The sequence below is a fragment of the Paenibacillus sp. Y280 genome (genome assembly GCF_056786335.1).
Window position 1 is genome coordinate 61,704 of sequence record NZ_JBXCIW010000007.1, and the last position, 18,824, is coordinate 80,527.

Sequence of the window (18,824 nt, forward strand, 5' to 3'; positions counted from 1 at the left end):
GCCGGAAACGCCCCAGTGAAATCTAGTAAGCAAACTCTATTACATAGGAATCTTTCACATTCATGCGGTTCTATGAACTCTATTACTCTCATAGTTTAGTAGTAACAAAAGCCACTGGTGCAAAGAAGCGGGAGGTATCAAAGCCAATGAAACGAAGAATCATGCTGCTGGATATCGGGAAAGAAAGTAGACGGATGAGACAATTGCTAGTAACGGGACGTACGTTCGCGTTGCTCGCTTTTTGCTCCATGCTGTTTTTTGTCATGCTGGGCGTTGCGGGAATGGCGCAAAAGCAAACGACTGCATCGCCGGTTAATTCGATGAAAGGATTCGCTGCTGCTGTATCCAGCGGATTTTTTGGGGATATGCTAGAGATGGAGATGCCTGCGTTTCAAAGCAGCAAAGAAACCGAATCATTTACTACTAAGCAAATAAGCGCGCTTCTAATGCGAGCATTAACGGATATCAATCCGAATGATCCGAAGAGCTTGCTAGCAGGCGAGCTGCCGGGCATGAGCGTGAATGACGCTTTTCTCATACGCAAAGGCATTGGTACTGATACTGAAGTGGGACCGGAGGACAATGCGCCAATTACGTATGATCCGATCGGCGGTCTTCACGAGGGGGACGGAACCGATGTAACGGACGAGACGGTGAACGAACTGGAGCCGCTGCCTACTGATGCAGCCAATCCGGATGAAACAGTCGATAACGGCGTACCGGTGAAACCAACAACAGGCGGTTCTAAGGTAGCCTTTATTTATCACTCCCATAATCGCGAGTCTTGGTACCCTGTGCTGACTGATAAATCAAAGGACCCGAACTCAAGCACAAAAAATATAACGCTAGTTGGCAAACGGCTAGCGCAAAAGCTGGAGGAAAAAGGTGTCGGAGCGCAGCATTCCAATACCGACTATCCGACCGCAATAAAAAATTACAGATGGGAATTATCCTATAAATATTCGATGAAAACGGTGAAGGAAGCTTTAGCAAGCAGCAAGGATTTGAAGTTTTTCTTTGACCTCCACCGCGACTCCCAGAAACGAAAATTTACGACGGTCGATATTAAAGGAAAAAGCTACGCACAGGTTTATTTCATCATTGGCCACAAAAACCCGAATTGGGAGAAAAACGAAGCGTTCGCAACCAAAATCCATGAGGCGCTTGATAAGCAATATCCAGGCATTTCGCGCGGCATTTGGGGCAAGACAGCCGCATCTGGAAATGCGGAGTACAATCAGTCGCTTGCAGCAGACAGTGTGTTGATCGAGGTTGGAGGCGTAGATAATACGCTTGAGGAGTCTTACCGTACAGCGGATGCGCTTGCGGAAGTCATATCGGATCTTTATTGGGCTGACGAGAAAGCATCAACAAGCAAGGGCGATGCGAGCTAGCGGATAATAGTTTGTTAAAGAGAGGAACGATGAGCATATGAAACGTACGATGAAATGGGTCTTGCTCGGCGGTGCTATTGCAATTATCGTCATGTACGGTATCGATATGTCTACTGCGGGCATTGAGCGTATTTACGGTCCAATGGAAGGCGGAAACGAATATACCGAAAATGTTCAGCCTGTGGAGACAGCGGATCCGGTTAAAGAGCTCGCGAGTGTACAGCAGCAAAAAATCGCCGAGCTCGAGAGGGAGCTTGAGGAGTTGAAACGACTCGCTGCTAAGGGAGCTGCATACGCTTCTGAGTATGCCGATGGCCAACCTATTGAGAATGAACGGCTGCCGGGCGTACCGCTTGAAAACGATCAACCGGCCGTTAATCGGATCGCTGATTCGACGTCTGGTTTGCTGCAAAATATGTCTAGCGAAGGCATTCGAATGGTCGTTTCGATATTTGACGGCTTAACCAAGTGATAATGAACATTGCTGGTCTTCTTCTTAACTGATATAATAGGAGGAATGATTAGCATTATTGGAAATTGTGGGGGTTAGGCATGACTGACGTACGTGACCGACAAAAGAGAATTAGGAATTTTTCCATTATCGCGCATATAGACCACGGAAAATCAACGCTTGCTGACCGGATCTTGGAATTTACCGGCGCTTTGTCATCTCGAGAGATGCAGGAGCAGGTACTTGACCAGATGGATTTGGAGCGTGAACGCGGGATAACGATTAAACTGCAAGCGGTTCGTTTGGCTTATACGGCAGATGATGGCGTGGAATATATACTGAACTTGATCGATACGCCAGGACACGTCGACTTTACATACGAGGTTTCACGCTCACTGGCAGCTTGTGAAGGCGCTTTGCTCGTAGTTGATGCGGCACAAGGAATCGAAGCCCAAACGCTTGCGAACGTTTACTTGGCGCTGGAAAACAATTTGGAGATCGTGCCCGTCATCAACAAAATCGATTTGCCAAGCGCAGAGCCTGAACGGGTGAAGCAGGAAATCGAGGATGTCATTGGACTTGATGCAAGCGACGCTGTTCTTGCTTCGGCAAAAGCCGGTATTGGCATTAAAGAAATACTTGAGCAGGTCGTTGCAAAAATGCCGTCGCCGACTGGCGATTCGGAAGAGCCGCTTAAAGCGCTTATTTTCGATTCCCATTACGATCCTTACAAAGGCGTTATCGTCTATGTTCGAGTAGTGGACGGAAGCATCAAAGCAGGCCAAAAAATCCGGTTCATGGCTACGGGCGCTGAGTTTGAGGTTATAGAAGTTGGAGCCTTTATGCCGCGCATGTCAATTGTGAAGGAGCTTGCGGTTGGCGATGTTGGTTTCATCGTAGCGGGCATTAAGAACGTGAAGGATACGCGCGTCGGCGATACGGTTACCGATGCGAAGCGGCCGTCGCCCGAGCGTCTGCCCGGCTACCGCCAGATCAACCCGATGGTATTTTGCGGCCTTTATCCGATAGAGACGCAGGATTATAACGATTTGCGCGAAGCGCTTGAGAAGCTTGAGTTGAACGACGCTTCGCTCAGGTACGAGCCGGAATCATCAACAGCGCTTGGCTTTGGCTTCCGCTGCGGGTTCCTAGGCTTGCTGCATATGGAAATTATTCAAGAGCGCATTGAACGGGAATTCAACATTCCGCTCATTACGACAGCACCAAGCGTTATTTACAAAGTAACGCTAACAAATGGCGATACGATGGAGATCGATAATCCATCGAACTATCCGGAAGCCGGCAAGCTTGACTTTGTCGAAGAGCCATTCGTAAAAGCAGCGATTATTGTACCGAACGACTACGTCGGCACGATTATGGAACTTTGCCAGAACAAGCGCGGCGAATTCGTTAATATGGAATATTTGGACACGAACCGCGTTACGCTTACGTACAACGTGCCGTTGTCGGAAATCGTTTACGATTTCTTCGACCAGCTCAAATCGAGCACGAAGGGTTATGCTTCGTTCGATTATGAGGTGATCGGCTATCGCAGGTCCAATTTGGTCAAAATGGACATTAACCTTAACAACGAGCAGGTTGATGCCTTGTCAGTTATCGTTCACCGTGACCGTGCGTACCAGCGGGGCAAAGTCATTTGCGAGAAGCTGAAAGAGCTGATTCCGCGCCAAATGTTCGAGGTGCCGATTCAGGCATCCATCGGCAACAAAGTTATTTCTCGCGAGACGGTTAAAGCGATGCGCAAAAACGTTCTTGCCAAATGCTACGGCGGTGACATTAGCCGGAAGCGTAAGCTGCTCGAGAAGCAGAAGGAAGGCAAGAAGCGGATGAAACAAGTAGGCAGTGTAGAGGTGCCGCAGGAAGCGTTCATGGCGGTGCTCAAAATCGGCGAGGATTAAGACGTACGAGGATGAGGGAGGGCGCTGCTCTCCCTCTTTTCTATTGAAAGCGACAGGAATATCGATTTATATTTTCAATGCGAAACGCAAAGGCCGCGCAAGATCGGTTTAACCGTTTGCGCTTGAAGGAGAATGCTAACGATGACTATCACGCAATCACCGCGCGCTTTATATATACACATCCCTTTTTGTACGAATAAATGCCACTATTGCGATTTTACTTCATATGTATTGAAGGGGCAGCCGGTCGACCAGTACCTGGACGCGCTTGAGATGGAAATGCAGCGGACGGTTGAACAATGGCCGCCAGTGGAAATCGATACTGTATTTGTCGGAGGAGGTACGCCAACCGTACTCACTCCGCCGCAGATGGAAAGATTTCTGAAGGCTGTTCGGACCTATTTTCCGCTGACGCCGCATGTGGAATTTACGATGGAAGCGAATCCGGGAACGACGGATATCGATAAGCTGACAGCAATGAAGGCTGGCGGCGTAAATCGGATCAGCTTTGGGGTTCAATCCTTTGATAACGGATTGCTGGAGCGTATCGGTCGTATTCATAACGTGGACGATGTTTATCGCAGTATCGAAAACGCGCGTGCCGTAGGCTTCACCAACCTATCAATCGATTTAATGTTTGGCTTGCCCGGCCAAACGGTTGAGCTCTTGAGAGACAGCGTAAGCCGTGCAATGGAGCTGGGATTGCCGCACTATTCGATTTATAGTCTAAAGGTTGAGGAAAATACGCTGTTCCATAAGCTTTACGAGCGCAATGAGCTGCCTTTGCCTCCGGAGGAAGAGGAGTTTAATATGTTCATTTTGCTGATGGACATGCTGAAGGAAAATGGGTACGCGCACTATGAAATTAGCAATTTCGCTAAGCCGGGCTATGAAAGCCGCCATAACTCCACCTATTGGCGCAACGAGCCTTACTACGGCTTGGGAGCGGGAGCGCATGGCTACACGGATCGTATGCGACATGTCAACTTGAAGGGGATTACGCCATATATTGATGCTGCAGCGGAGAAGCTTCCGCGCCTTGAAACGTTCGAGGTGCCGGAGGCGGAGGCGATGGAGGATTTGATGATGGTTGGGCTTAGGCTGCTGGAAGGTGTGCCTGCATCCCGTTTTTCCAAGCAGTTCCCGGGACAAACGCTTGAAGGCAAGTTCGGCGATATTATTGATAAACTAACAAACGATGGCCTGCTAGAGTCGGAGCAGGCCGATGATGATACGATTTACCGTCTGACGGATAAAGGCGTCCTTCTCGGGAACGAAGTATTTGGTGCTTTTATCGGATATAGCAGCTAAAATACTCTTGAGAAAAAATTCAATCTAGTGTATATTTATTCATATTGAATTTGAACTTGCACCGGGTGGAGGCGAAGGCACAAATGCAGGCATTGCAGGTCGTATGTAGAAAAGCGACATCGGGCGATATCGAGACATTGTTTCAGTTAATTAAAGGTTATGCCGAGAAAGGCATTATGCTGCCTCGCACTCGGGAAGCGCTCGAATATATAATAGATACTTTCGTCGTAGCGGAGATTGGGGACGAGGTTGTAGGCTGCGGTTCCCTTACGAGACTAGGCCAGGATTTAGTAGAGATCCGGTCGCTGGGCATGTCTGAGGGCTATAAAGGACTCGGAATCGGAAGCAAGCTCGTTGAGGCATTGATCGAACAGGCTAGAGAGCAGCAAATTCCGAAGATTATGGCTTTAACGTACGCCGTTTCCTTTTTTGAGAAAAATGGCTTCAAGGTTGTAGACAAGGAAATATTCCCGGAAAAGGTTTGGAAGGATTGCGTCAACTGTCCAAAACAGCTCGCTTGCGACGAAATTGCCGTATTAAAGATGCTGTTCTAATTCTAGAACGGGTACAAGAGGCTTCTCTAGTTGAAAAATAAACCACCTACCTTTAGCGATTGCTTATGGCTAACGGGATAGTGGTTTTTTTATCGTAAATAGGGCCTTCTAACGCTTAGTCCGAACTCGTTGATAGTAATGCCGTGCGTTTTGGTATATAGTCAAGGTAGATGTTTATTGTCATATAGAGGAGAAATAAAAAATGAGCCAAAGAAAAGATCAAACTGTAGCTGTAGAAGATAAGCTGAGGCATGTCACAACGGTGCTGCTGAAGAAATGGGCAGGATTAAGCGGTTTTTATGGTTTTAAAGCAATGGAGTTTGACGAGGTTTTCGCTTTGCTAAATACGAATGGTTGGAAAGTAACGATAGATGACTCTGTTTCTCCAAATCGAATCGTCGAATTATATCAAGGCGACAACCGTGTCAGAAGAGAGAAATTTGCAGTCGATGAAGCAGGCAGAGTGCATAAAGTATAATGTGATGATTAGAAAATAGGGCACAAAAATGCCGAACCGACTTGACAATCGACAAGCTGGTTTGGTATTTTTGTAGTAATGATTAGCACTCGATTGTATTGAGTGCTAACGATGGGAAACCGAAATAACGGATTTAATAATTACGTAGGGGGAATTCGAATGCTGACGGAACGACAACGGATGATTTTGCATGCAATAGTGGATGATTATATTCGCTCGGCTGAACCGGTCGGCTCACGCAGTATTTCGAAGCGCGGCGACGTTGGCTTCAGTCCGGCGACTATTCGCAATGAAATGGCTGATCTTGAGGAGCTTGGCTTCCTAGAGCAGCCGCATACGTCAGCAGGGCGTGTCCCATCTACGAAAGGCTACCGTTATTATGTCGACCATTTAGTAAAGCTTAATGAAGTGGATGAGAACGACATTGGCATGGTCCGCTCTTTCGTTACGGACAAAATGAATCAAATGGAGCAGGTTATTCAGCAAACCGCGATGATCCTGTCCAATTTGACCAATTATACATCCATTTTGCTAGGACCGGAAATGTTCAGCACGTCACTTAAGCATTTTGGACTAGTGCCGCTGGATCAATCATCAGCAGTCGCCATCATCGTGACGAACACCGGACATGTTGAGAATCGGACGATTTCGATTCCAGAAGGCCTCAAAATGGCGGATATGGAAAAGGTCGTTAACATTTTGAACACGAGACTCGTTGGCGTTCCGCTAATTCGTCTAAGGTCGAAGCTTTACACTGAAGTTGGGCAAGAGCTGGAGAGGCATGTTGATCATTATGAACAGCTGCTTCAGGTGCTGGATCATGCGCTGCAGAGTGAGGATGAGCACCGGATATTCCTCGGCGGTACGACAAATATGCTTACGCAGCCTGAATTTAAAGATGTTGACAAAGTGAAGACGATTTTGGATTTGCTTGACGAGACACCAGCCATTATGAAAATGTTTACCGGCCTTCCGTCAGGTATACAAGTACGTATCGGGACAGAAAATGACCATAAGGCAATTAGCGATTGCAGTCTCATTACAGCAACCTATGCCATTGATGGCCAATCGCTGGGAACGATCGGCATTCTAGGTCCAACACGAATGGAATACGGCAAAGTCATTAGTCTGTTGGATATTATATCCAAGGATATGGCGGTTCTTCTAAGCCGCTGGTATAAATAGTTTTATACCGAAGCTTACGATGCCAAGTTTACTTCGTAAACTTTTTAAGGAGGTGATTGCATGAGTACGAAAGAGCAACATAATGAAGCAGCTGAGGCTGTAGAAGAAGTAGGATCTGCTGAGCAATCAAAGCAGACTTTCGAGGAAACGGCAAGCGAGGCAGTAGAGGAAGATGCTCGTTATGCAGAGCTTGTGAAGCAAGTTGACGAGAGCCAGCAGCGCTTCCTGCGCGCGCAAGCGGATTTCGATAATTTCCGCCGCCGCACGTTGAAGGAAAAAGAAGAACTCGGACAATACGCATCGATGAAGCTGATCGGTCAGCTTCTGCCGGTTGTAGATAATTTTGAACGCGCAGTTGCTGCGGCATCGGCAAACGGCGATTTTGAATCGCTCGCTAAAGGCGTGGATATGATCTTCCGCCAGCTGGAGCAAACGCTAGAGCAGGAAGGCCTTAAAGCAATGAGCGTTGTTGGCGAGCCATTTAACCCTGATTTCCACCAAGCCATTATGCAGGTTGAATCTGACGAGCATGAGGAAGGCATTATTGTGGAGGAAGTGCAGAAGGGCTATATTTTAAAAGATAAAGTATTGCGTCCTGCCATGGTTAAAGTCAGCGGTTAAGCCAAATGACTTCAATATAAATGAGACAAAGATAGCTTGCTAGCATTCGCGTTAAAATACAAATGATTGTAGGAGGAAATATAGCTATGAGTAAAGTAATTGGTATTGACCTTGGTACAACAAACTCTTGCGTAGCAGTAATGGAAGGCGGCGAAGCTGTCGTCATCCCTAACCCGGAAGGCAACCGTACAACCCCTTCGGTTGTAGGCTTTAAGAAAGACGGCGAGCGCGTTGTCGGTGAAACGGCAAAACGCCAAGCAATCACGAATCCGGATCGTACAATCAGCTCGATTAAACGCCACATCGGTACGAACCACAAAGAAAAAATTGACGACAAAGATTATACGCCGCAAGAAATTTCAGCAATCATTTTGCAAAAATTGAAAGCTGATGCGGAAGCATACTTAGGTCAAACGGTAACGCAAGCGGTTATTACGGTTCCTGCTTACTTCAATGACAGCCAGCGCCAAGCAACAAAAGATGCTGGTAAAATCGCTGGTCTTGAAGTGCTTCGTATCGTCAATGAGCCGACGGCTGCTGCACTTGCATACGGCCTTGAGAAAACAGAAGACCAAACCATTCTTGTATATGACCTTGGCGGCGGTACGTTTGACGTATCCATCCTTGAGCTTGGCGATGGCTTCTTTGAAGTTAAAGCGACAAGCGGCGACAACAAGCTGGGCGGCGATGACTTTGACCAAGTGATCATCGATCACCTCGTTGCTGAATTCAAGAAAGATCAAGGAATCGACCTATCCAAAGACAAAGCAGCGGTTCAACGTTTGAAGGATGCTGCTGAGAAAGCGAAAAAAGAGCTTTCCGGTACTTTAACATCTGCCATTTCGCTTCCGTTTATTACGATGGTTGATGGCGTTCCACAGCATTTGGAGCTTAGCCTTACTCGCGCGAAATTTGAAGAGCTTGCTGCTGCACTAGTTGAGCGTACGCTTGGACCTACTCGTCAAGCACTCAGCGATGCTGGCATGTCTTCCAGCGATATCGATAAAGTTGTACTTGTAGGCGGATCTACTCGTATTCCTGCCGTTCAAGAAGCAGTAAAAAAATTGATCGGCAAAGACCCGCACAAAGGCGTTAACCCGGATGAGGTTGTTGCTCTGGGCGCTGCCGTTCAAGCAGGCGTTCTTACTGGCGACGTGAAAGACGTTGTATTGCTGGACGTTACGCCATTGTCGCTTGGTATTGAGACAGCAGGCGGCGTGTTCACTAAAATGATCGACCGCAACACAACGATCCCTACGAGCAAATCCCAAGTGTATTCGACTTATGCGGACAATCAGCCAGGCGTTGAAATCCACGTCCTGCAAGGCGAGCGCTCGATGGCTGCCGGCAACAAAACGCTTGGTCGTTTCACATTGAACGATATTCCTCTAGCTCCACGCGGCGTACCGCAAATCGAAGTTACTTTCGATATCGATGCGAACGGTATCGTTAATGTATCCGCGCTTGACAAAGGAACAGGCAAAAGCCAAAAAATTACGATTACATCTTCAAGCGGCTTGAGCGAGGATGAAATCAACCAAATGATGAAGGATGCTGAGCTTAATGCTGAAGAAGATCGCAAACGCCGTGATCTTGTAGAAGCAAAAAACAGCGCAGACCAACTGATCTACTCCGTTGACAAAACGATTAAAGATCTTGGCGATAAAGTAGATGCTTCCGAAATCGAAAAAGCGAACGTTGCGAAAGAGAAAGTTACAGCAGCGCTTGCAACTGACGATCTTGAGCAAATCAATGCAGCGGCGGCTGAGCTGACAGAAATCGTGCAGCAGCTTTCCGTTAAGCTTTACGAGCAAGCGGCGCAGCAAGCTGAAGGTGCAGGTCCGGATGCGGGCGCTGGCGCAGCTAAAGGAAAAGACAATGTAGTAGATGCCGACTATGAAGTTGTTGACGATAATAAATAAAGTGTAGCGAGCGAGAGGTCAAAGACAGGCGCTACCTGGCTTTGACCTCCTTTCGTGCGCATATGCACATGGAATCATATGATAGATAGCGGAGGTGAGAACAGGTGGCAAGCAAACGCGATTATTATGAGGTGCTTGGTGTTGGCAAGGACGCATCAGCAGATGAAATTAAAAAGTCTTACCGTCAGCTAGCACGTCAATATCATCCCGATGTGAACAAGGCTGAGGATGCAGAGACGAAGTTCAAGGAAGTTAAGGAAGCTTATGACGTGCTAAGCGATGACGGCAAACGCTCCACGTATGACCGGTTCGGCCATGTTGATCCAAATCAAGGAATGGGTGGCGGCGGCGGCGCGGATTTTGGCGGCGGCTTCGGCGATATTTTCGATATGTTCTTTGGAGGCGGCGGCGGTCGTCGCGATCCGAACGCGCCACAGCGCGGCAACGATCTGCAATATACGATGACGGTTGAGTTCAAGGAAGCGGTATTCGGCAAAGAAACGGAAATTACAATTCCGCGTACGGAGACCTGTGACACCTGTCACGGCGACGGTGCGAAGCCGGGTACAAAACCGGAAGCCTGTTCGGTATGTAAGGGCAGCGGGCAGCAGGAGGTTGTTCAAAATACGCCGTTTGGACGTATGGTCAACCGCCGGGCTTGTACGAATTGCAGCGGCACAGGCCGCGTAATTAAAGACAAATGTTCGACTTGTCACGGCGCGGGTAAAGTTAAGCGTCAACGCAAAATCAATATTCGCATTCCAGCGGGCGTAGATGACGGCGCACAAATCCGGATGACGGGTGAAGGCGAGGGCGGTTTGCGCGGCGGTCCGGCAGGCGATTTGTACATTGTCATTCGAGTGAAGCCGCATGAGTTTTTCGAGCGCGAGAACGACGATATCTATTGCGAGGTTCCGCTTACGTTCGTTCAAGCGGCGCTTGGAGATGAGATTGAAATTCCTACGCTAACCGAGAAGGTGAAGCTGAAGGTACCGGCAGGCACGCAAACGGGCACTTACTTCAGACTTAAAGGCAAAGGCGTTCCTAAATTGCGCGGTTATGGTCAAGGCGACCAGCATGTGAAGGTGACGATCGTTACGCCTACCAGCTTAACGGACGACCAGGAAGACCTACTTCGTCAATTTGGCGGACTGAGCGGCGATGCCGCAGCTAACGATCATGAGCATCATGAATCGATATTTGATAAAATGAAAAAGGCGTTCCGCGGTGAATAACCCGGCACGTCTTTTTTTCTTTTTTATCGCTGTATAGATTTTGGTGGACAAACATATTCTATTCGGGTAGGAAAACCATACATCAACAAACAACTGGAGGGAATAATCATGGCTGATCAAAACAATCAAAACAATCAAAACAATCAAAACAATCAAAACAATCAAAACAATCAAAACAATCAAAACAATCAAAGCGAGCTTGAGAAAACAAACTTTGGCAACTTGCCAATTGGGAAAAACGAGGACGTAGAATTTTCCGAGGAGCTTGCAGACGAAGCTGATCGCAAAGCAGCACAGCGCGCAGCTGCAGCCGACGAGCGCAACGAGCAGGAATAATGAGCCAGCTCGAAATCCAAGCAACATTCAAGGACGAAGGCGCTGCACTCGAAGCGTCGCGCAAGCTTCACGCGCTTCGTGCGATGGAAGTGAACGGATTATTTGATAGCGGCTTGCTGACAGCGACCGTAGACGAGGCTGTCGCTGAACGAGCACTTCATCTAATCCAGCAAATAGGCGGAAATGTGGATACGACGAGCTATTAATCGAAAGAGACTGCAGGCATATGAGCCCGCAGTCTCTTTTTTCGCTCTAGACCATATTTTAGCATAAATGCAGCAATAGGTCGTTTGCGTCATTTTTTTGTGCAAAGGCGCTACTCTGGTGTACAATAGTTGTTAGGTTTTTATAACGAAACGTTTGTTTAGCTGACTGAGGTCGGCGATAGCCGTTTACGATTGGCATTGGAGGATAATACATATGAAATGGCATGAAATTACGATCTCGACAACCGAAGAGGCGCAAGAGATGATATCGAACTTTTTGCATGAAATGGGAGCAGGAGGCGTATCCATTGAAGAATCAGGCACGCTTAATAAGCAGCGCGATACTTCGCTTGGGCAATGGTATGAGCTCCCGCTTAACGATATTCCGGAAGGGCAAGCTGTCATTAAGGGCTATTTTGGCGAAGACACAAACACGGATGAGCTTATAGCAGCGATTAAGCCTCGCGTTGAGGAGCTTCGTGAATTTGATATTGATCCCGGCAACGTTGAATATTCAGCGCGGGTCGTAGATGAAGAGGATTGGGCAACGGCTTGGAAGCAGTACTTTAAGCCGCTCCGCGTTTCGGATAAGCTTACGATTAAGCCGACTTGGGAGGTGTATGAGGCTGGTCCGGATGAACGAATTATTGAGCTTGACCCAGGCATGGCATTCGGAACGGGCACTCACCCTACAACGGCACTATGCTTGCAGACGCTCGAGTCAGTCATTCAAGGCGGAGAAGAAATTATCGACGTAGGCACAGGCTCAGGCATTCTTGCAATCGGCGCTTGCCGACTTGGGGCGAAGAGCGTGCTAGCGCTTGACCTTGACCCGATTGCCGTAACCAGCGCAACCGAGAATGTAAGGCTTAACGATCTATCGCAGCAGGTTGAAGTGCGTCTAAGCGATTTGCTTGGTGTAATTAAAGGAGCAGATGCGAGTCAAGAAGCGACTGCGGTAACCGTTCCGGTCGATCTTGTGGTAGCGAATATTTTGGCGGAAATTATTCTGCTGTTTGTTGATGATGTGTACGCTGCACTCAAGCCTAACGGCATATATATCGCTTCTGGCGTTTATAAGAATAAAGAAACCGATGTGGAAGAAGGTTTAATTCGTTCTGGCTTTGAAATTGTCGAGAAGCGCCGCGATGAGGAATGGATCGCATTCGTCGCGAGAAAGCCGCAGGTGGGTTAATGGACTTACAAAGCTTTTTTCGATTTCCGCTTGAGGATTTGCCATTTATCGTATTATCATTAATTATTGCGTTCACGGTGCATGAGTTCGCTCATGCTTATAGCGCTTATAAATTTGGCGACGACACCGCTTATAACGCGGGAAGAGTTACGCTTAATCCGCGTGTGCATCTTGATGTTCTTGGAACACTCTTGATTTTATTCGCAGGCTTTGGTTGGGCGAAGCCTGTTCCGGTTAATCCGAGCAAGTTCAGCAGTCCAAGGCTCATGAGCATTATCGTGACGCTAGTTGGTCCGCTCAGCAATTTGATTATCGGTACGCTTGGCATTATTATATATGTTGCGCTTATCGCCACCGGTGCACTGGATGGAGCTTCCGTTGGTGTCAACGCGGCGGTAGATCGTTTTTTTGATTATTTCATTTGGTATAATTTTTTATTGTTTATCTTTAATTTAATTCCGCTGCCGCCGCTCGATGGCTACCGGATTATCGCTGATTTAATGCCGCTTAAGCTAAGGTACAAGATGGATCAAAATGTACAATGGGGGATGTTCATCTTCTTGTTGATCGTGTTTATCCCGCCGCTGCGCAAAGTAACGCTTGATCCGATTTTAGGCTTAGGCGCAGATCTAATGAACAACACCTTCGCATTGGTTTATCAAATTTTCTTTTAAGAGCAATGAACGGTTTGGTATGCTTGTCGGTCAAGCATGGACTGGCAACGGTTTCTGATAGATTTCAAGAAGTTAAACATGCTATTATGAAGGATGGAATTTGTTTAAGGGTGGTAGGCAAGAGCGATGCAACGATATTTTGTAGCGGCGGAGCAGTTTGGCGACTCCGATATCCGCATAATAGGCGAGGATGCGCATCATGCGGTCCGCGTCATGCGTACAAAACCAGGCGATAAAATTATCGTCAGCGATGGACAATCTCGCACAGCGCTTGTCGCTGTTCGCGAAGCTGCACCAATACTGATAACAGCTGATATTATTGAGATGCTAAGCGCAGATAGTGAGCCTAATTGGGCGATCACGATTGCGCAAAGCTTGCCGAAAGGCGATAAGATGGAGCTCGTTATTCAGAAGGGGACAGAGATCGGAGCTTATGCATTCAAGCCTTTTCAATCGGAGCGAATGATTGTTCAGTACGATGGCAAGAAGGAAGCAAAGCGAATCGAACGCTGGACCAAAATAGCGAAGGAAGCAGCTGAACAGGCGCATCGCAACCGGATTCCAAGCATTGAGCCATTACATAGCTGGAAAGAGCTTATCCAGTCGTTTGGCTCTTATGATTTGGTTCTGTTTTGCTTTGAGCGAGAGGGGCATGCCGCTCATGGTCGAGGCATCCGCTCCGCGGTAAGCGAGTGGATTAGCAGCGCAGACACGGCGAGCATTCCAAATGTCCTGCTCATCGTGGGCTCGGAAGGCGGCTTCACGGATCGTGAAGCGAATGAAGCAGAAGCGGCAGGCGCCGTACTGGTCGGATTAGGCAGAAGAATATTAAGAACGGAAACAGCGGGTATCGTAGGGTTAACCTGCTTATTATATGAATCCGGAGAAATGGGAGGAGCGTAACTACTATGCCAACAGTCGCATTTTATACGCTAGGCTGCAAAGTAAACTTCTACGACACAGAAGCGATATGGCAGCTATTCAAAAACGAAGGCTACGAGCAGGTCGATTTCGAATCGACCGCAGACGTTTATTTAATTAACACATGTACGGTAACGAATACGGGAGACAAAAAAAGCCGCCAGATCATTAGGCGGGCTGTACGTCGCAATCCCGATGCAGTCATTGCGGTGACGGGCTGTTACGCTCAAACCTCACCTGCAGAGATTATGGCAATAGAAGGGGTCGATCTCGTGATCGGTACGCAAGACCGCGAGAAGATCATGACCTTCGTCAATCAGATTCAAGGCGACCGCATGCCGGTAAATGCCGTAAGAAATATTATGAAAACGCGCGATTTCGAGGAACTGGACGTTCCTGACTTCTCCGAGCGGACGCGTGCATTCCTGAAAATCCAAGAGGGCTGCAACAACTTCTGTACGTTCTGCATAATCCCTTGGTCACGCGGGCTATCCCGCAGCCGTGCCCCGGAAAGCGTATTGGAGCAGGCTAAGCAGCTTGTTGCTTCAGGCTACAAGGAAGTTGTCCTTACGGGTATTCATACCGGCGGCTACGGCGACGATATGGAAAATTATAATCTAACGAGCTTGCTGTGGGATTTGGATAAGATTGAGGGGCTGGAGCGCATTCGAATCAGCTCTATCGAAGCGAGTCAAATTGACGATGCGATGATCGACGTGCTGAATCGTTCCAGCAAAATGTGCCGTCACCTTCATATTCCTCTGCAAGCCGGCGAGGACTCGGTACTTAAGCGGATGCGCCGCAAATATACGACAGCTGAGTTTGCAGCTAAGATCAAACGTCTGCACGAGGCAATGCCTGGCGTTGCGATTACGACGGATGTCATCGTTGGTTTCCCCGGTGAAACGGAAGAAATGTTCGAGAGCGGCTTCCGTTTCATGGAAGAGCTCAAATTCGCGGAAATGCACGTCTTTCCGTACTCCAAGCGTACAGGCACGCCTGCTGCCCGGATGGAGGAGCAAGTGGATGAAGAGATCAAGAACGAACGCGTCCATAAGCTGATTGACTTGTCCGAGAAGATGCAGCTCGAATACGCGAAGCAATACGTAGGCGAAGTGCTTGATGTCATTCCAGAGCGCGATTACAAGGGTGCTCCGGGAACGGGGCTCGTTATGGGCTACACGGACAACTACATCCAAGTGGTATTTGACGGCTCGGAAGCTTTGATCGGCAAAATATGCCGCGTCAAAATTACGGAGGCAGGCGTCAATGAATGTCGTGCTAAGCTTGTTCGAGTGCTGGAAGAGCAGTCTGCTCTGCAAAACGAAGTGGAGCTGCACAGCTTCGTGCTGGAGCGACCAGAAGCAATAAGAGCATAACATAAGCTTAACAAATGCGGGGATTCCTTTGCTAATCGATTCCTTTTACGGAAAAGATGGAGGAATCCTTTGCTGCATAATCTAGTCAATTAACGCTGCAAGGGGGAATCGGACATGAAGGAAATTTCAGCAGGCGGTGTCGTTTACCGCCGAACCGGGGAAGGCAAGCTGCAAATTCAACTCATTCAGGATCGCTATGGAAAAGTATCGCTGCCAAAAGGGAAGATGGAGGCTGGCGAAACGATAGAACAGACCGCATTGCGGGAAATTGTCGAAGAAACCGGTCTTGAAGGAGTTATCATTGCTCCGATAGACCAAATCAAATATAAATATGAGCATGAAGCATTTGGTACGGTAGATAAAGAGGTTCATTACTACTTGGTGGAGGCGGTTGGCGGATCATTGCAGGCGCAAGTTGAAGAGATCCGCGGCGTCGATTGGTTTGATCCTCAGGAGGCGTGGAAGCGCCAGAAGCAATCGGGGTATGACAACAATCATCGCATCGTAGCCGGAGCCTTTCAATTGCTAGGACTGCCAACGGAATAAAGCTAAGTGACCGGATCCAGCCTGCGAAATTTTCCGAGGTAGCAGAAGGGCAGTGCAAGCAATGAGCTGAGAATGTTGAATATCGTCTGCGTATGGGCAATTTGCCCCTCGCCAGACGAGGAGATCCATTCAGACAATAGAGAAAGCTCGCCTATGAATGGCATAAACAGCAATGCGCCGCCTGCGTTCAGAACGACATGAGACCATGCTACGTACTGTCCTGCCTTTGTACCTCCGATGGATGCAAGAAGAGCGGTAGCACAGGTGCCGATATTTGCGCCTAATACGACGGCGATTCCAAGCTCGATCGGCATGGCGCCGATAGAAACGAAGCCCATGATGATGCCGATAACGGCAGCGCTGCTATGAACCGCCGCGGTAAGAATAGCGCCAGCCGTTAGTCCCCACCATAAGCTATCGTTTGCTTTAGCTAGAAACCAGCCGAACATGGAGCTCTCCTGTATGGCAGGGCCAACGCCTTGCATCATGGTGATACCCGTCAAGAGCAAGGCGAAGCCGCATAGTACGACCGACGATGATCGAAGCGTATCCAGCCAGCGCGCTCCGCGTATGGCAGGGAACAATCGGACTTCGCCAAGCAATGCTGTAGCTAGCCATATACTAATCGCTGCGATTAACAAAGGCATAGCGAGTTTATTTAAATTTAAACCGATTAGCTCCGTCGTTATACAGGTGCCGATATTCGTGCCGAGTATGATGCCAAGCGTCCGCGGGAAAGTAAGCAAGCCGGCATTGACCATGCCGATCGCAATAACCGTTACGGCCGTGCTGCTCTGCAGAAAAGCAGTCGAAGCCGTCCCGATAGCGAGCCCGTGGATAGGCGTAGCGGTTGACCGTGATAGGAAGCGGGTCAGGTAGGGACCTGCCAGTCGGTGAAGCGCAAGCTCCATCAGCTTCATTCCGCACATGAATACGGCGAAACCGAGCAGCATTGGAATAAGAATCGTATGAATCATTAGACGTTCTCCTTATTTGTTCGTGAGAAGTTCGTTTCGTAAGTATACATATGCGACCAAGTAGACAAGCATGACAAGCAAGCACAATGAGGGGAAGAGACAATCGTGAGTAATCCAAAAATAGTTCTACTAAAAGCGAGAAAGAAAAGGCTGGAGCAAGGCCATCCTTGGGTCTATGCAACTGAGATCGATCGGCTGGAAGGCGAGGCGCAGCCTGGTGATTTGGTTGATATCGTCACCCACCAAGGACGGTATTTGGGAACGGGTTATTGGAATCCCAATTCGCAGATTACGGTGAGAGTCGTTTCCTATCAGCCAATCGCAGCCATGGACGCAGATTTTTTCCGCGATCGGCTTCGCAAGTGCCAGGAGCATCGCCGCCGCTTCGTAAAAGATGCCGATTGCCGCATGGTGTATGGTGAAGCGGACTTCCTGCCGGGCCTTGTTGTAGACCAGTTCAACAATGTGCTGGTGCTGCAGCTATTAACGCTGGGTATGGATATAAGAAGAGAAGCGTTAATTGAAGCGCTTATTGAAGTATTCCAGCCGAAAGGCATCTATGAGCGCAGCGATGTCGGCGTTCGAGTGCTTGAAGGCTTGGAGGAGCGTACCGGCGTGCTATACGGCGACTGTCCTTCGATCATTGAAATAGAAGAGAACGGATTGAAGCTGGAAGTTGATATTGTAGAAGGTCAAAAAACGGGCTATTTCTTCGATCAACGTGAGAATCGCGCAGCCATCGCTCCGCTTATGACAGGTTGGGGCGGACGCAGCGGCATTCGACTAGCAGATCGCGCAGCAGCGGAGTCAGGATTGGCAGGCGCGGGTGTGAATACTGCGCCTAAGACAGCGAATTCAGCCGACTTCGTTCCCGTTAATGCAAACGGCAAGATCGTTACCTTCCCTTATTGGGATGGGGCATCCGTTCTTGAATGCTTCGCCCATACCGGAAGCTTCACGCTGCATGCCTGCAAATATGGCGCTAAGAAGGTAACCTGCCTTGATGTCTCAGAGCATGCCATCGAAACAGCAAAGCGCAACGTTGAGCGCAATGGCTATTCGGATCGTGTCGAATTTGTAGTTGCGGATGCCTTTGAATATTTACGCGCGCAAGTAAAAGGAATCGATGAGCGGAAGCAGCGCGGCCAAGGCGGCGTTGATACGTCGAAGAAGCTGGAAGGCTCCGCAGGCCGGACGTGGGATGTCGTCATCCTTGATCCGCCGGCTTTTGCCAAGACGAAGAGCGCTGTGGCTGGCGCATGCCGAGGCTACAAGGATATTAACCTGCAAGGGCTAAAGCTGGTTAATGAAGGCGGATATCTAGTCACGGCAAGCTGCTCGTACCATATGAAGCCTGAATTATTTTTGGAGACGATTCAAGAAGCGGCTGTGGATGCAGGCAAGCTGCTAAGATTAGTCGAATGGCGCGCGGCGGGCAAGGATCATCCTCAGCTGCTTGGTGTAAACGAAGGCCATTATTTGAAATTCGCTATCTTTGAAGTAAGAAGCAAATAAACGAC

General features: G+C 48.5%; 19 protein-coding genes. 18 read left to right on the forward strand and 1 reads right to left on the reverse strand.

What is annotated here, in order from left to right; all coding sequences use genetic code 11:
- The first annotated feature begins 146 nt into the window (after positions 1-146).
- The 17 genes from spoIIP to AC1TPC_RS11395 all read left to right on the forward strand — a co-directional run bounded on the left by spoIIP (position 147) and on the right by AC1TPC_RS11395 (position 16,327).
- Complete coding sequence (gene spoIIP, locus AC1TPC_RS11315; RefSeq protein ID WP_482066966.1) at positions 147-1,394, forward strand: stage II sporulation protein P; 1,248 nt, start codon at positions 147-149, stop codon at positions 1,392-1,394.
- 37 nt (positions 1,395-1,431) lie between these two features.
- A complete protein-coding gene (locus AC1TPC_RS11320) occupies positions 1,432-1,866 on the forward strand; it encodes a hypothetical protein (RefSeq protein ID WP_482066967.1) in 435 nt (144 codons plus the stop codon).
- A gap of 80 nt (positions 1,867-1,946) precedes the next feature.
- Positions 1,947-3,764: a translation elongation factor 4 gene (gene lepA, locus AC1TPC_RS11325; RefSeq protein ID WP_482066968.1), complete on the forward strand. Its 1,818-nt coding sequence runs from the start codon at positions 1,947-1,949 to the stop codon at positions 3,762-3,764.
- 141 nt (positions 3,765-3,905) lie between these two features.
- Positions 3,906-5,075, forward strand: a complete 1,170-nt coding sequence (hemW, locus tag AC1TPC_RS11330) for a radical SAM family heme chaperone HemW (protein ID WP_482066969.1) — start codon at positions 3,906-3,908, stop codon at positions 5,073-5,075.
- Between the two features lie 83 nt (positions 5,076-5,158).
- Positions 5,159-5,629, forward strand: a complete 471-nt coding sequence (locus AC1TPC_RS11335; RefSeq protein WP_482066970.1) for an N-acetyltransferase — start codon at positions 5,159-5,161, stop codon at positions 5,627-5,629.
- A 202-nt stretch (positions 5,630-5,831) separates the two neighbouring features.
- Positions 5,832-6,107 carry a hypothetical protein gene (locus AC1TPC_RS11340; protein ID WP_482066971.1) on the forward strand — a complete coding sequence of 92 codons (276 nt, stop codon included), beginning with the start codon at positions 5,832-5,834 and terminating at the stop codon, positions 6,105-6,107.
- A 159-nt stretch (positions 6,108-6,266) separates the two neighbouring features.
- Positions 6,267-7,292, forward strand: coding sequence for a heat-inducible transcriptional repressor HrcA (gene hrcA, locus AC1TPC_RS11345; RefSeq protein WP_482066972.1), 1,026 nt, complete (start codon positions 6,267-6,269; stop codon positions 7,290-7,292).
- A gap of 60 nt (positions 7,293-7,352) precedes the next feature.
- Positions 7,353-7,913, forward strand: coding sequence for a nucleotide exchange factor GrpE (gene grpE, locus AC1TPC_RS11350; protein ID WP_482066973.1), 561 nt, complete (start codon positions 7,353-7,355; stop codon positions 7,911-7,913).
- Positions 7,914-7,999: 86 nt separating this feature from the next.
- Positions 8,000-9,835 carry a molecular chaperone DnaK gene (gene dnaK / locus AC1TPC_RS11355; protein ID WP_482066974.1) on the forward strand — a complete coding sequence of 612 codons (1,836 nt, stop codon included), beginning with the start codon at positions 8,000-8,002 and terminating at the stop codon, positions 9,833-9,835.
- 104 nt (positions 9,836-9,939) lie between these two features.
- Entirely contained in the window at positions 9,940-11,070 is a 1,131-nt protein-coding gene (dnaJ, locus tag AC1TPC_RS11360; RefSeq protein ID WP_482066975.1) for a molecular chaperone DnaJ, read from the forward strand.
- A gap of 108 nt (positions 11,071-11,178) precedes the next feature.
- Positions 11,179-11,406, forward strand: a complete 228-nt coding sequence (locus AC1TPC_RS11365; protein ID WP_482066976.1) for a YfhD family protein — start codon at positions 11,179-11,181, stop codon at positions 11,404-11,406.
- Positions 11,406-11,612, forward strand: a complete 207-nt coding sequence (locus AC1TPC_RS11370; RefSeq protein ID WP_482066977.1) for a hypothetical protein — start codon at positions 11,406-11,408, stop codon at positions 11,610-11,612. The genes AC1TPC_RS11365 and AC1TPC_RS11370 overlap by 1 nt, the downstream gene beginning before the upstream one ends.
- 214 nt (positions 11,613-11,826) lie before the next feature.
- Positions 11,827-12,807 (forward strand): 50S ribosomal protein L11 methyltransferase, encoded by a 981-nt coding sequence (gene prmA / locus AC1TPC_RS11375; protein WP_482066978.1) that lies wholly within the window; start codon positions 11,827-11,829, stop codon positions 12,805-12,807.
- The gene (locus AC1TPC_RS11380; protein WP_482066979.1) at positions 12,807-13,481 is read left to right on the forward strand and encodes a site-2 protease family protein; all 675 of its coding nucleotides are present in this window, start codon (positions 12,807-12,809) and stop codon (positions 13,479-13,481) included. Before prmA ends, AC1TPC_RS11380 begins: the two co-directional genes overlap by 1 nt.
- A gap of 126 nt (positions 13,482-13,607) precedes the next feature.
- Positions 13,608-14,384 carry an RsmE family RNA methyltransferase gene (locus AC1TPC_RS11385; protein WP_482066980.1) on the forward strand — a complete coding sequence of 259 codons (777 nt, stop codon included), beginning with the start codon at positions 13,608-13,610 and terminating at the stop codon, positions 14,382-14,384.
- Between the two features lie 5 nt (positions 14,385-14,389).
- Complete coding sequence (gene mtaB / locus AC1TPC_RS11390; RefSeq protein WP_482066981.1) at positions 14,390-15,781, forward strand: tRNA (N(6)-L-threonylcarbamoyladenosine(37)-C(2))-methylthiotransferase MtaB; 1,392 nt, start codon at positions 14,390-14,392, stop codon at positions 15,779-15,781.
- A 114-nt stretch (positions 15,782-15,895) separates the two neighbouring features.
- Positions 15,896-16,327, forward strand: coding sequence for an NUDIX hydrolase (locus AC1TPC_RS11395; protein ID WP_482066982.1), 432 nt, complete (start codon positions 15,896-15,898; stop codon positions 16,325-16,327).
- A 2-nt stretch (positions 16,328-16,329) separates the two neighbouring features.
- On the opposite strand, the gene AC1TPC_RS11400 is transcribed toward AC1TPC_RS11395, so the two are convergent.
- A complete protein-coding gene (locus tag AC1TPC_RS11400) occupies positions 16,330-17,304 on the reverse strand; it encodes a Na/Pi cotransporter family protein (protein ID WP_482066983.1) in 975 nt (324 codons plus the stop codon).
- Between the two features lie 105 nt (positions 17,305-17,409).
- Here AC1TPC_RS11400 and AC1TPC_RS11405 point away from each other — a divergent pair, with 105 nt between their 5' ends.
- Positions 17,410-18,819, forward strand: coding sequence for a class I SAM-dependent rRNA methyltransferase (locus AC1TPC_RS11405; protein ID WP_482066984.1), 1,410 nt, complete (start codon positions 17,410-17,412; stop codon positions 18,817-18,819).
- Positions 18,820-18,824: the final 5 nt, after the last annotated feature.

Bases quoted from the DNA above. Each gene is read 5' to 3' on its own strand.
- spoIIP (WP_482066966.1), top strand. From the start codon at position 147: ATGAAACGAAGAATCATGCTGCTGGATATCGGGAAAGAAAGTAGACGG.
- AC1TPC_RS11320 (WP_482066967.1), top strand. From the start codon at position 1,432: ATGAAACGTACGATGAAATGGGTCTTGCTCGGCGGTGCTATTGCAATT.
- lepA (WP_482066968.1), top strand. From the start codon at position 1,947: ATGACTGACGTACGTGACCGACAAAAGAGAATTAGGAATTTTTCCATT.
- hemW (WP_482066969.1), top strand. From the start codon at position 3,906: ATGACTATCACGCAATCACCGCGCGCTTTATATATACACATCCCTTTT.
- AC1TPC_RS11335 (WP_482066970.1), top strand. From the start codon at position 5,159: ATGCAGGCATTGCAGGTCGTATGTAGAAAAGCGACATCGGGCGATATC.
- AC1TPC_RS11340 (WP_482066971.1), top strand. From the start codon at position 5,832: ATGAGCCAAAGAAAAGATCAAACTGTAGCTGTAGAAGATAAGCTGAGG.
- hrcA (WP_482066972.1), top strand. From the start codon at position 6,267: ATGCTGACGGAACGACAACGGATGATTTTGCATGCAATAGTGGATGAT.
- grpE (WP_482066973.1), top strand. From the start codon at position 7,353: ATGAGTACGAAAGAGCAACATAATGAAGCAGCTGAGGCTGTAGAAGAA.
- dnaK (WP_482066974.1), top strand. From the start codon at position 8,000: ATGAGTAAAGTAATTGGTATTGACCTTGGTACAACAAACTCTTGCGTA.
- AC1TPC_RS11365 (WP_482066976.1), top strand. From the start codon at position 11,179: ATGGCTGATCAAAACAATCAAAACAATCAAAACAATCAAAACAATCAA.
- AC1TPC_RS11370 (WP_482066977.1), top strand. From the start codon at position 11,406: ATGAGCCAGCTCGAAATCCAAGCAACATTCAAGGACGAAGGCGCTGCA.
- prmA (WP_482066978.1), top strand. From the start codon at position 11,827: ATGAAATGGCATGAAATTACGATCTCGACAACCGAAGAGGCGCAAGAG.
- AC1TPC_RS11380 (WP_482066979.1), top strand. From the start codon at position 12,807: ATGGACTTACAAAGCTTTTTTCGATTTCCGCTTGAGGATTTGCCATTT.
- AC1TPC_RS11385 (WP_482066980.1), top strand. From the start codon at position 13,608: ATGCAACGATATTTTGTAGCGGCGGAGCAGTTTGGCGACTCCGATATC.
- mtaB (WP_482066981.1), top strand. From the start codon at position 14,390: ATGCCAACAGTCGCATTTTATACGCTAGGCTGCAAAGTAAACTTCTAC.
- AC1TPC_RS11395 (WP_482066982.1), top strand. From the start codon at position 15,896: ATGAAGGAAATTTCAGCAGGCGGTGTCGTTTACCGCCGAACCGGGGAA.
- AC1TPC_RS11400 (WP_482066983.1), bottom strand. From the start codon at position 17,304: ATGATTCATACGATTCTTATTCCAATGCTGCTCGGTTTCGCCGTATTC.